General features: G+C 58.1%; 10 protein-coding genes. 2 read left to right on the forward strand and 8 right to left on the reverse strand.

The features are described from left to right. Positions 1 to 34 precede the first annotated feature (34 nt). From A7J50_RS07420 to A7J50_RS07440, 5 genes are all read right to left on the reverse strand, one after another. On the reverse strand, positions 35 to 736 hold the full coding sequence (locus A7J50_RS07420; RefSeq protein ID WP_017137209.1) for an ABC transporter ATP-binding protein: 702 nt from the start codon (positions 734 to 736) through the stop codon (positions 35 to 37). Between the two features lies 1 nt (position 737). Beyond that, on the reverse strand, positions 738 to 1,505 hold the full coding sequence (gene livG, locus A7J50_RS07425; protein WP_064451209.1) for a high-affinity branched-chain amino acid ABC transporter ATP-binding protein LivG: 768 nt from the start codon (positions 1,503 to 1,505) through the stop codon (positions 738 to 740). Next, a complete protein-coding gene (locus tag A7J50_RS07430; protein ID WP_064451210.1) occupies positions 1,502 to 2,755 on the reverse strand; it encodes a high-affinity branched-chain amino acid ABC transporter permease LivM in 1,254 nt (417 codons plus the stop codon). The genes livG and A7J50_RS07430 overlap by 4 nt, the downstream gene beginning before the upstream one ends. Next, positions 2,752 to 3,675 (reverse strand): high-affinity branched-chain amino acid ABC transporter permease LivH, encoded by a 924-nt coding sequence (gene livH / locus A7J50_RS07435; protein WP_064451211.1) that lies wholly within the window; start codon positions 3,673 to 3,675, stop codon positions 2,752 to 2,754. Before livH ends, A7J50_RS07430 begins: the two co-directional genes overlap by 4 nt. Positions 3,676 to 3,901: 226 nt before the next feature. Then, positions 3,902 to 5,029: a branched-chain amino acid ABC transporter substrate-binding protein gene (locus tag A7J50_RS07440; RefSeq protein ID WP_064451212.1), complete on the reverse strand. Its 1,128-nt coding sequence runs from the start codon at positions 5,027 to 5,029 to the stop codon at positions 3,902 to 3,904. Positions 5,030 to 5,370: 341 nt separating this feature from the next. Between A7J50_RS07440 and A7J50_RS07445 the strand changes: the two genes are divergently transcribed. After that, complete coding sequence (locus A7J50_RS07445; protein ID WP_064451213.1) at positions 5,371 to 5,673, forward strand: DUF2288 domain-containing protein; 303 nt, start codon at positions 5,371 to 5,373, stop codon at positions 5,671 to 5,673. Positions 5,674 to 5,984: 311 nt separating this feature from the next. Here A7J50_RS07445 and A7J50_RS07450 read toward each other — a convergent pair whose 3' ends face one another. The 3 genes from A7J50_RS07450 to A7J50_RS07460 form a co-directional block, all read right to left on the reverse strand. Continuing rightward, complete coding sequence (locus A7J50_RS07450) at positions 5,985 to 8,162, reverse strand: hypothetical protein (RefSeq protein WP_064451214.1); 2,178 nt, start codon at positions 8,160 to 8,162, stop codon at positions 5,985 to 5,987. 203 nt (positions 8,163 to 8,365) lie between these two features. Beyond that, entirely contained in the window at positions 8,366 to 10,630 is a 2,265-nt protein-coding gene (locus A7J50_RS07455) for a putative bifunctional diguanylate cyclase/phosphodiesterase (protein ID WP_064451215.1), read from the reverse strand. Between the two features lie 139 nt (positions 10,631 to 10,769). Continuing rightward, positions 10,770 to 11,135, reverse strand: a complete 366-nt coding sequence (locus A7J50_RS07460; protein WP_064451216.1) for a YkgJ family cysteine cluster protein — start codon at positions 11,133 to 11,135, stop codon at positions 10,770 to 10,772. Between the two features lie 264 nt (positions 11,136 to 11,399). Between A7J50_RS07460 and A7J50_RS07465 the strand changes: the two genes are divergently transcribed. Beyond that, entirely contained in the window at positions 11,400 to 12,746 is a 1,347-nt protein-coding gene (locus tag A7J50_RS07465; RefSeq protein WP_064451217.1) for a spinster family MFS transporter, read from the forward strand. Positions 12,747 to 12,791: the final 45 nt, after the last annotated feature.

Consider the following 12,791-nt stretch of genomic DNA (forward strand, 5'->3'; position numbering starts at 1 on the left):
CGGCCCGAAGGCCGTTTTTTGTTACCTCAATGGCTCAGCCGCCGAGATAGGCTTCACGCACCTTCGGATCCGTCAGCAATTGCTCCCCGGTGCCCTGCATCACCACCCGGCCGTTTTCCAGCACGTAGGCGCGGTCGGCGATTTTCAGCGCCTGGTTGGCGTTCTGCTCCACCAGGAATACCGTCACACCGTCCTTGCGCAGTTGTTCGATGATATCGAAGATCTGCTGGATGATGATCGGTGCCAGTCCCAGTGAAGGCTCGTCCAGCAGCAATAGCTTGGGCTTGCTCATCAGCGCCCGGCCGATGGCGAGCATTTGCTGCTCGCCGCCGGACATGGTGCCGCCGCGCTGGCTGAAGCGTTCCTTGAGCCTGGGGAACAGGTGCAGCACCTTGTCCATCTGCTCTTGGTAGTCGCCCTTGTCGGTAAAGAACCCGCCCATGGCCAGGTTCTCTTCCACCGTCAGGCGCGAGAACACACGGCGGCCTTCGGGCACCACGGCAATGCTCTTGCGCATGATCTCGGAGGAGGCCTGGCCCACCAGTTCTTCACCCATGTAGCGGATGCTGCCGCTGTGGGCCTGCGGCGAACCGCACAGGGTCATCAGCAAGGTCGACTTGCCGGCACCGTTGGCGCCGATCAGCGTGACGATTTCACCTTGGCGCACTTCCACGTTGACGCTGTGCAGCGCCTGGATCTTGCCGTAGAAAGTGGAAACGTTTTCGAATTGCAGCATTTTACGCTTCCCCCAAATAGGCTTTGATCACTTCCGGGTTGTCGCGGATCTGCTCCGGTGTCCCGTTGGCCAGCGGCGTGCCCTGGTTGATCACCACGATGTGGTCGGAAATGCTCATGACCAGTTTCATGTCGTGTTCGATCAACAGCACCGTGGCGTTGTTTTCTTCACGCAACACACTGATCAGCGCCTTGAGGTCTTCGGTTTCCTTGGGGTTCAGGCCAGCGGCCGGTTCGTCGAGCATGAGGATCCGCGGGCGGGTCATCATGCAGCGGGCGATTTCCAGACGACGTTGTTGACCATAGGCCAGGGTGCCAGCAGGACGGTTGGCAAACTCGGTGAGGTTGACCTTGTCCAGCCAGTACTCGGCGTACTCCATGGCTTCGCGCTCGCTTTTGCGGAACGCCGGGGTCTTGAACAGGCCTGCAAAGAAGTTGGTGTTCAAGTGACGGTGTTGGGCAATCAGCAGGTTCTCGACCGCCGTCATGTCCTTGAACAACCGTACGTTCTGGAAGGTGCGCACCACACCCTTGCGGGCGATCTCGTGACCGGCCAGGCCCTGGATCGGCTGGCCGTCCAGCAGGATGCTGCCACCGCTCGGCTTGTAGAAGCCGGTGAGGCAGTTGAACACTGTGGTCTTGCCGGCGCCGTTCGGGCCGATCAGCGCCACCACTTGTTTCTCTTTTACGGTCAGGGCCACGCCGTTGACCGCCAGCAAGCCGCCGAAGCGCATGCTCAAGTTTTCGACTTTCAGGATATCGCGGCTCATTTGCGCAGCTCCATGTGTGGACGTTGCATGGGCAGCAGGCCTTGAGGACGCCAGATCATCATCAGCACCATCATGGCGCCGAACATCAACATGCGGTATTCGCTGAACTCACGCATCATTTCCGGCAGCAGGATCATCACGATCGCCGCCAGGATCACACCCAGTTGCGAGCCCATGCCACCCAGTACCACGATGGCGAGGATGATCGCCGACTCGATAAAGGTGAACGACTCCGGGGTCACCAAACCTTGGCGAGCGGCGAAGAAGCTGCCAGCGAAACCGGCGAATGTTGCCCCGAGGGTGAATGCCGAGAGTTTGATGACGGTGGGGTTCATGCCTAACGCACGGCAGGCGATTTCATCTTCGCGCAGCGCTTCCCACGCACGGCCAATCGGCATGCGCAGCAAACGGTTGATCACGAACAGTGCCGCCAGCGCCAGCAACAACGCCACCAGGTACAGGAACACCACTTTGCTCACCGGGTTGTAGTCGATCCCGAAGTACTCGTGGAAGGTCTGCATGCCTTCGGCTGCGGTGCGGTCGAAGGACAATCCGAAGAACGTCGGCTTGGGGATGCTGCTGATACCGTTGGGGCCGCCAGTGATGTCGGTGAGGTTGCGCAGGAACAGTCGGATGATTTCACCGAAGCCCAGGGTCACGATCGCCAAATAGTCACCGCGCAAGCGCAACACCGGAAAGCCCAGCAGGAAGCCAAACGTGGCCGCCGCCATACCGGCCAGTGGCAGGCAGATCCAGAAGCCCCAGCCCAGGTAGTGCGACAGCAACGCGTAGGTATAGGCACCCACGGCGTAGAAGCCCACGTAGCCTAGGTCGAGCAGGCCGGCCAGGCCGACTACGATGTTCAGGCCCAGGCCCAGCAACACGTAGATCAGGATCAGCGTTGCGATATCCACCGCACCACGGGAACCGAAGAACGGCCAGATCAACGCAGCCACGATCAGGCCGATGATGATGTAGCGCTGGGTGCGCGGCAGTGTCAGGAATTGACTGACCTTGGGCGACACCAACGGGCCACGGTTGCCCTTGAACAAAGCACCGACCTGCTGGGTGAACAGCACGCGCAGGAACATCAGCACCGAGCACAGGGCAATGATGGTCAGGGTCACGGGACCGGTGCCATGCACTTCCAGGTTGATGCCGACGATGCTCAGCTTGAGCCCGAGTACCGGAAAGGCCACGGCCCATACCAGCAAGGCGCTGAAAAACGCCGATTTAAGATATCTGCTCATACTTTCTCAACCTCCGGACGGCCCAGAATGCCGGTCGGACGGAACAACAGCACCAGAACCAAGAGGCCGAACGCCACGACGTCCTTGTATTGGTCGCCGAAGATATCGGCACCAAAGGCTTCAGCCACACCCAGCACCAGCCCGCCGAGCATCGCGCCCGGGATACTGCCGATGCCGCCCAGGACCGCCGCGGTAAAGGCCTTGAGGCCTACCAGGAAACCGGCGTTGGGGTTGATCACGCCGTACTGCATGCTCAGCAGCACAGCCGCGACGGCCGCCAGCGCGGCGCCTATCACGAAGGTCAGGGCGATGATGTTGTTGGTGTTGATGCCCAGCAGGTTGGCCATCTTGATGTCTTCGGCGCAAGCCCGGCAGGCGCGCCCCAGACGGGAGCGGGAGATGAACAGGGTCAGGCCCAGCATGGCCACCAGGGTGACGACGAAGACCAGGATCTGCATGTACGAAATCAGCACTTCTTGTGCGCCACCTGGGCCGAAGGAGAAGCTCCCCGGGATCAGGTTGGGAATGGACTTATCCTTGGAGTCCTGGGACAGCAATACGGTGTTCTGCAGGAAAATCGACATGCCGATGGCGGAAATCAGCGGGATCAAACGGTTGCTGCCACGCAAGGGACGGTAGGCAACACGCTCGATACTGTAGCCATAGGCACTGGTCACGATGATCGATGCAAGGAACGCAGCGGTCATCAACAGCGGCAGGGAATGGATACCCATCATGGCCAGCCCGGCAAGGGCGATGAAGGCCACGTAGGAACCAATCATGTACACCTCGCCATGGGCGAAGTTAATCATTCCAATGATGCCGTAAACCATTGTGTAGCCAATGGCTATCAAGGCATAGGTGCTGCCAACGGTCATGCCGTTAACCAGCGTTTGGAAAAAATGATAGATCTCAGGCATTACAGCGCTCCTAAAAACCCGATACGCATTTCACTGGTGGAGTCATTTCCGGCTCGGTGCCCTGTTCTATGAGCAGGTTGCACGAAGCGTTTGCCAGCGAACCGCTGGTGACGGTTTTAAGATTTTCAGGTGAGCCAGCGCCCGGATCGCGGGTGTCAGGCCCATAAACCTCGTAAAACAAAGCCCACTGCTTGCACAGTGGGCTTGTTGACCAGTAACGCCTGGCTTACTGAGGGGAAACTTCGGTTTTTGGTTTGCCGAAGTGCCATTCGTAGACCACGAACTTAAAGTCCTTCAGGTCGCCCTTGGCGTCAAAGCTCAGGTCGCCCGTTGGGGTCTTGAAAGTACCGGCGTGGATGGCAGCAGCCACTTTGGCGGTGTCTTCGCTCTTAGCGGCGGCGATACCACCGGCGATCACTTCAACAGCCGAGTACGCTGGGAACACGAACGGACCGGTTGGGTCCTGCTTGTTCTTGGTGAACTCTTCAACGATTGCCTTGTTGGCAGGATCAGTGTCGAAAGACTTCGGCAGGGTCACCAGCAGGCCTTCGGAAGCGCCCTGGGCGATTTGCGAGATGGAGTCGTTGCCGACGCCTTCAGGGCCCATGAACTTGGCGTTCACGCCTTTTTCCTTGGCTTGGCGCAGGATCAGGCCCAGTTCAGGGTGGTAGCCGCCGTAGTAGACGAAGTCGACGTTGGCTTGCTTGAGCTTCTGGATGAGCGAGCCGAAGTCTTTGTCGCCAGCGTTGATGCCTTCGAAGAGAGCAACTTTCACGCCTTTCTTTTCGAGGGTCTGTTTAACGGCGGTGGCGATGCCTTCACCGTACTGCTGCTTGTCGTGAATGACCGCAACCACTTTCGGCTTCACGTGGTCGGCGATGTAGTTGCCGGCTGCAGGACCCTGGGCGCTGTCCAGGCCGATGGTGCGGAAAATCAGCTTGTAGCCACGGGAAGTGATTTCCGGGCTGGTGGCAGCCGGGGTAATCATGATCACGCCTTCGTCTTCATAAATGTCGGACGCTGGCTGAGTGGAGCTGGAGCAGAGGTGACCGACTACGAACTTGACGCCGTCGTTGACCACTTTGTTGGCTACGGCCACGGCTTGTTTAGGATCGCAAGCGTCGTCGTATTCTTTGGCTTCGAGCATTTTGCCATCGACGCCGCCCTTGGCGTTGATGTCGGCAATCGCCTGCTTGGCACCCATGAACTGCATGTCGCCATATTGCGTTACAGGACCGGTTTTAGGGCCGGCGATGCCGATCTTGATGGTGTCAGCTGCGAACGAATGGCCGGCAACCCCAGCCAGGACCATAGCGGCAAACAGTTTGGAAATCTGCTTAGTAGCCTTATTCATAGTGCTCCACTCTTACTGTTGTATTTTTTATAGTTCTAGCGGCCTTGTGAGCTGCAGAACCGGATCAGATATCTCGGATATCCCCCCGGCATTGCCCTGGCAACTGTACCGGTACAGTGTAGAGCGCCGGTTGATCGCTTGAAAAGCTGGCTGCTGGGGGCAAAACCCGGGTATGTCGCTTAAATGAAAGAAAAAGACAGAATTGCGGCGGGGTTATGCCAGAGTCTCGGGCAATCCTTGGCTTTTCTGACACTTTCTATCGATGCCTCATTTGCAACTGGGTTTTTCTGCCTGAGCCCGGACGTTATGATTGCGCCGATTTTTACTTCAGGTGAATTCCCATGACGCAAGAACCTAGCACCCTCTATGCCAAGCTGCTCGGCGAAACCGCCGAAATTTCCTGGAAGGAGCTTGAACCGTTCTTTGCCAAGGGTGCCCTATTGTGGGTCGACGCCGACCTGGATTTGATCGAAGCGGCCGAGGGAATGGCCGAGGATAACCGTGAGAAAGTCGCTGCGTGGCTGGCTGCGGGGAGCCTTGGCGAAGTGTCTGCGACGCGGGCATTGGACTTGGTGGAGCGGGATCCGGGCTTATGGGCAGTGGTGGTTTCGCCGTGGATTTTGATCCAGGAAAGGGCAGTGTAAGAAGGCTCTGCACGAAAAAGGTGCGCGGTTTCAGCCTGTGGAAGTGTGTAGCGGAGTAACCGCAAGCGCCGTGATGGCATCTTGCCGTAGAGAAAGGTCACAGGTAAGGGTGACGTGCGCGTCACGAGAACAGTTTTGTGAGTGGCGCAAGGCCGGGGGAATTGTTTCCGGGTGTGGCAAAGTTGCAGGTTTGCGGTGGCTGGCAGAGCGCTTTCGCGAGCAAGCCGGGTCCCACATTTGTACCGGGTATTTCCTGTTGGAATACGGTCAAAATGTGGGAGCGGGCTTGCTCGCGAAGGGCGCGACTCGGTCTAGGCAGTCTTGCCAGTATGGTTGTTCAACGAAATCACCTTGGTCTTGCCAATCCGGTGACGATAAATCTCACGCAAATACTTGATCGCCTTCTTCACACAATCTCGTGACAGGCGAATGTCATTGATCGACACAAACTTATCCTTGTCGTTGATCAACTCCCGATACTTCTTCTCATACATCGGTTTGATCGCGTACCAGTTGGTGTCCAGAATCTTCGCCGGGTTTTCGAACTCGTTGAGCAGCTCATCAATCCGGTCTTCATCGAAGTCCTCATGGATGATGAAGTCCAGGATCGAATTATCCAGCGTGTCATCAAACCGGTAGGGGTTACGCGCAAAGCAACGCTTGATAAAGGCCACGATCAACGTCAGGAAGTCATCCGACAGGCACGGGCTCTTGGCGATCAGCGTTGTCAGCGACAAGTTGGCCGACGCCCCGATCACCAGCGCATAACGCTTGAGCGTGGTGTTGGGAAACAGGCTATTGAGGTGCGTCTTGAGCCGGTTCAAGTCCATGTAGGACAGCTTGTAGTCCTTGGGCAAGGACACAATCGACACCACCGACGAGCAGTTCTTGAAGAAGTGCAGGTCATGCAGGGCGGCTGCGTCGTAGCCGGAATTCTTGTATTGCTCCAGTGACGCCTTGTAGCGCTTTGACTCGATCGGCAACAGGCTGATGCCTTCGATGGCCTGGGTCACTTTGTTGAAGTGCGGCAGGTCGATGGAGCGGAAAAACAAGTCATCGATATTCAGCCGCTGTGGCTCTTTATCGAACACCTTGAACTTGTCATTCGACGGCACCGGGGTTTCCGGCACCACGGACTCGGCATAGGCAATCGCTACCGGTCCTGCCAGGCTCATAAACAGGTCGTTGGCATCCAGGCGGATGGTTTCGCCAATGTCGATACCGGCACGCCGGAAGTAGTTCTGGTCGTAATCGGTCGTCACCGCCTGCGCAGTGAGGATGTTGAAGATCTGCTGGGAGATGTACTGGTTGGCGTGTTTTTCCATGGCATTGACGTCAATGTTCTGGATATTGCCGTCATCGCTCTCTTCGGCGTAACGCATGATGTCGTTGGAGATCAGCATCATTGCGTTCCATGGCCGGATACGCCCCTTCACACTGGCTTCGCTGCTGTCTTCATTGTCGAAGTTGTAAGAGAAGTCCCATTCTTCCGACAGGTATTTGCACAGCAACCGCCCGGCGTTGATGTGCAGGGCCTCGGACATTTCGCTGCGGTGATCGGAGATATTCGGCAGCACACAGATGCCGCTGGTGAAGATCGGCTCGAAGACAAACGCGTGGCCGCTCTTGCTGTCGTGCTCGTCGGCGGGTTTGGTGTCGAATGTCTTGTTCATGTACGAGTGCTGCTGGGCCAGGCCAAACTCCGAGGCCATGCCCGAACCCGTACCGCCGCCGGCGCTGAAGATCGAGAAGTACAGGCGCGACTGGTTGGCCTTGATGCCGCAGGAGTCGATCAGGTACGAGTGAATCATCTTCCAGTCAGGGCTGGAAAAACGCTGGGTGTCTTTATTGAGGATGATCTTGGCCAGGTACTGGCCCAGGATCGGCGCGTTACCGGCGCCACCGGCATGGACTTCCGAGAGGTCCATTATTTTCATTTTGCTGTAGTCGCGCAGGAAACCGCTTTTTTCGCCCTTGCGCGAAAAACGGATGCGCCCGGCGATGTCCTTGTCCAGGTCACCCAGCATCACCAGCGGTTCCACCAGGAACACCGGCTTGGTGGCCTTGCCGCCGCCCAGGCGCAGGTTGTTTCGGATCCATTGGGCCGGGCTATAGCCCTTGTCCGCCGATTTGTCTTCCGTGCTGAATTCGTTCAGGTAGAACTTGCGCGCGTTGTACACCAACTCCGCCACGTCCAGCGCGATGTTCGAACCGCAGCGGCCCAGGCCGATCAGGCACACCGAGGGAAATTCCTGCTCGTCGCGCGGGTCGCCATCACCTTCTTGCTGGGGCGGGCGCGGGAACACCATGTCGCGCAGGCCGTCGAGGTTATCGAGGATGCGGTCGGTATTGGTTTCGGTGAAGTACAAGTACTGCTGGGTGGCCAGCGGGCGGGCGCTGCTCAATGACTTGGAACCTGAGGATTTTTCCGCAGGAGCTGTCGGCAACACGTCGAGGATCTCGGTGGCAGAGTTATTTTTGGAAGTCATTGGGCGCCATGTACCTGGACAGATGGCTTAAAAAATCAAGGAGCCATCATTGAATGAGAGTTCGCGACTTTACAGTGCGTCTGAGTCCGGGACCGTCGGGTTTAACCCTGGTTTTTCAAGGGGAATCGTGGCCGGACTCTGATGAATCGGCCGTTCGTCGGCGTTCTTTAGTCAAATGATGGCGAAATGCCAAAGAATCGGCGTCAGCGAATTGGCCTTACCGTCGACGTGGGGCTGATACGGGTTGGGGCGGGGGCTTTCGGCACAGGGGCCTCTTTGTTGCCTTCCACGCTGAAAGGGTAGAGCGGGTTGTTCATCTGGATGCCCTGGATCACGCCGACGATGTCGCTGAAGGGGACCGCCGGACTCAGCAGGTAGCCCTGAATGAAATCACCGCCATGTTTGAGCAGCAGTTCGAACTGTGCCTGGGTTTCCACGCCTTCGGTGACCACCTGCAGGTGCAGGGTGTGGGCCATGCCGATAATCGCCTGGACGATCTCGATATCGGCGGTGGACTTGGGAATGTCCTGGATAAATGAACGGTCGATCTTCAAGGTATTGATCGGTAGGCGCTTGAGGTAAGCCAGCGATGAGTAGCCGGTGCCAAAATCATCGATGGCGAGCGAAACCCCCAAGGCACGAATTTGCCGCAACAGCGCGAGCGTGCTGCTGATATTGCCCATCAGCGCGTTTTCGGTGACTTCCAGTTCCAGGCGGTTGGCGGCAATTCCGGCGAAGCGCAGGGCTGCTTCGATTTCATCTGCCAACTCGTCACGGGTCAGGTTGAGGGCCGAGCAGTTCACGGCCATGGTCAGTTCGCTGTAGCCCCGGTCGGTCAGCAGGCTTAAATCATGGCAGGCCTGACGCAACACCCAGTGGTCCAGTTCGGCGATCAACCCATTGCTTTCGGCGATGTCGATAAACCGGTCCGGGGCCAGCAACCCGTGTTGCGGATGTTGCCAGCGCACCAGGGCTTCCAGGCGGGTGACCTTGCCGAGTTTCATGTCGAAGATCGGTTGATAAAACAGCACCAACTCGTTGCGGCTACGCAGGGCTGCGCGCAATTCCTCTTCCAGTTGCAGCTCAAGGAAAGCACGGGTCTTAAGGTTGGAGCTGAAGAAGTTGAGGTTGTTGCGCCCGGCGTCCTTGGACTGGTACAGCGCCAGGTCGGCGGTTTTCAGCAGCTCTTCGCAGGTCAGGCCGTCTTCGGGAAACAGGCTGATGCCGATGCTGGTGGTCATTACCATGCGCCGACCGGCGAGTTCGACCGGCTCCTTCATCTTCTGCATGATCCGCTGCGCCATGTGCCGCGCTTCGTCGCGATGATGAATGTTGATCAAAATGCAAAATTCGTCCCCACCAAACCGTGCGACCACGTCTTCGTGGCTGCGTACCGAGCCTTTGATATGCCCGGCCAATACCGTCAACAGCTGATCGCCGGCGTCATGACCCAGGCTGTCATTGATACGCTTGAAGTGGTCAATATCCAGGAATATCACCGCCATCATGCCGTTGTTTGCCGTTTTTTCGGCGACTTTCTCAGCGAAAATCTGGTTGAACCCCCGGCGGTTAAGCAGGCTGGTCAACGCGTCGTAATGGGCAACCTGTTGCAGTGAGGCGCGGGCCTGGTCGAGTTCGCTGAGCAGGGCGTTGACCCGGCGCAGGTCGCGTTCCTTGTGCTGCAGCTTTTTGTCCGCCAGGGCGGCACTGACGCTGCTGCCGATCACCAGCAGGGTGATAACTGCGACTGACAGGCCAAGTTGAATGGGGTTGTTGTCCAGCGGTAAGGCGAGGTCGGCCCCGCTGGGCACCAGCATTTGCATAGCGGCCATGCCGGTGAAGTGCATGCTCAGGATCCCGGCGCCCAGCACCAGACTCGCGGCGTATTTGAGCAATTGGTGGAAAACGCCGGCGCCGTTGCGCAGGTAGCACGACAGCAGCAATGCGGTCAGGCTGGCCCCAATGGCAATGGCGACCGATGCCAAGAACAGCCCCGGCTCGAAATACACTTGGGCCTGAGAGCGCATGGCCGACATGCCCACATAGTGCATCAAGGCGATACCGAGCCCCATCCACACCGACGCCAGTAAATACTGCTGAAACCGCAGGTGGGCATGACTGAGGGTTTGCATGGCAAACAACGAGGCAATCAAGGCGATCACCAGCGAGGCGAACGTCATGATCAATTCGTAATGAATGGCAATAGGTGCCTGGAAAGCCAGCATGCTGATGAAGTGAGTCGACCAGATACCGCCCGCGAGGCACCCTGCACCGAGCCAGCGCCAATGGCGGCGGGCAGTAGGGTCTTCTACATGGCCGACACGTTCGGCCATGTCCAACGTACCGAACCCGGCCGCGCAAGCGACCAGGTAGGCCAGCAACACCAGAAAGGGGTTATGACTGCAATTGAGTAATAAGTGCCCGTTCTCTGGAAGGTCGGTAAAAAAATACATACCTAGCCATTCCATAGCATGTCCCGTCAAAGTCAGTACGTCATTGCCTTGAGCAATGGCCTATGAACTCCAGTATAGAAGCCTCGCGGGAATTGCCAGGGATAATGGCACTTTGACTACAATGATTTTGGCATGCCGGTCATAGCGTTTGCTGCTAAGCGCTGATGGGCAGTTCCAGCTCGAAAGGCGCTTCCAATGGCGGCAAGCCAAAGGCGGCACGTGCTGAATCGCAGTCGACGTTTTGCTCGCCCTGGCTCCACGACGCGTCGAACTCGCGGCAGGGGCTCGACCGTTGCTCATAGATTGTGCAGCGGGTGCCTTTGCCGACTTCCCCTTCAAGGCTGCAGCAACGCGCGGGTTTCTGGTCGGTACCGATCATCGCCACGCGTGTGGGATTGATCTGAACCACCAAATCATCGGGCACCGTGCCCCCCGATGAGGCGCACTCTCCCCAGAAGAAAGACACACGAAAGTATGAACAGCAGGCACCGCAACTCAGACACGGACTGGCTTCGGACATGGGCGTCATCGATAAGAAAAGTAGGATGGGGTGTTACAGGAAGGCTCGCCATTCTAATCTTGCCATGGCGGTTGGGAAGGGGGGTGAGCACTTATATTTTCGTAGGAAAACCCCCGCAGTTCCGGGTGAAGGTCCGAGCGAAATTACGCCCTATCAGCTTTACGAATCATTACAGACAACGGCCGCCTGCCTGACTATGTTGCAGATACCTGAGCAGGATGCATCGGGCATCGCAGCTCTCATAACAATAAAAGAGACGGACCCATGCAGAACTCGACCCAAGCGGCGAATGCCTGGCGCATTCTGTTCCTGCTGTTCCTCGCCAACCTGTTCAATTTCTTCGATCGCACTATTCCCGCCATCATCATCGAGCCGATCCGCATGGAGTGGCACCTGAGCGACTTTCAGCTCGGAATCATCGGCACTGCCTTCACCATTGTCTACGCCATCGCCGGCCTGCCGCTGGGACGCATGGCCGATACGGGCTCACGCAGCAAACTGATGGGCTGGGGCCTGTTCGCCTGGAGCGGGTTGACGGCGATCAACGGCATGGTCGGCAGTTTCTGGACCTTCCTGCTGGTGCGCATGGGCATCGGCATTGGCGAAGCCAGCTATGCACCGGCGGCCAACTCGCTGATTGGCGACCTGTTTCCCGCCCACCGGCGCGCCCGGGCCATGGGCATTTTCATGCTGGGCCTGCCTTTAGGGCTGCTGCTGGCATTCTTCACCATTGGCGCGATGGTCAAGGCGTTCGACAGCTGGCGCGCGCCGTTCTTTATCGCCGCCGTGCCGGGAATGATCCTGGCGGTATTCATGTTCTATATCAAAGAGCCCAAACGCGGCGCCGCAGAAACCGTGCAGGTCTCCCAGGAACGCGTCGACCGTCCGATCCGCCGCGTGCTGGCAGTGCCGACCTTCCTCTGGCTGGTGTTGGCCGGGCTGTGTTTCAACTTCGCCACCTATGCGTGCAACTCGTTCCTGGTGCCAATGCTGCAGCGCTACTTCCTGATGCCATTGCAGGACGCCGCGGTTGCCACCGGGGTGATCGTCGGCTTGACCGGCTTGGTGGGCCTGACGCTGGGCGGCTGGATTGCCGACAAGATCCATCAGCGCGTGGCCAATGGCCGACTGCTGTTCGCGGCGTGCAGCCTGATCATCTCCACCGTCACCACCGCCTGGGCCTTGCATGCCGGGCGCATCGAGATTGGTGTGTTTGTGGCGCTGTTCAGTGTGGGCTGGTTGTTCGCTTATAACTTCTACACCTGCGTGTACACGGCGATTCAGGACGTGGTCGAACCGCGCCTGCGCGCCACGGCGATGGCGTTGTTCTTTGCCGGGTTGTATTTGCTGGGTGGTGGCATGGGGCCGGTGGTGGTGGGCGGGCTTTCTGATCACTTTGCTCATTCGGCGATGTATGCCGATGGGGCTGCGCAGATGACTGAGGCTTATAAGGCTGTGGGCTTGCACGACGCCATGTACCTGATTCCGGTGGCGCTGTTCTTGACCATGCTGTTTCTGTTCCAGGCGTCGCGCAGTTTTGTGCGTGATGCCAAGCGGATGAAGGATGGGCTGGGGGCGGTGGAGGTGCCGGCTGCTGCGGCTACGGCGTGAGACCGAGGTGACTCTATCGCAGGCAAGCCAGCTCCCACAGGGGAA

Source organism: Pseudomonas antarctica, from assembly GCF_001647715.1.
In the GTDB taxonomy this organism is placed as follows: Bacteria; Pseudomonadota; Gammaproteobacteria; order Pseudomonadales; family Pseudomonadaceae; genus Aquipseudomonas; species Aquipseudomonas antarctica_A.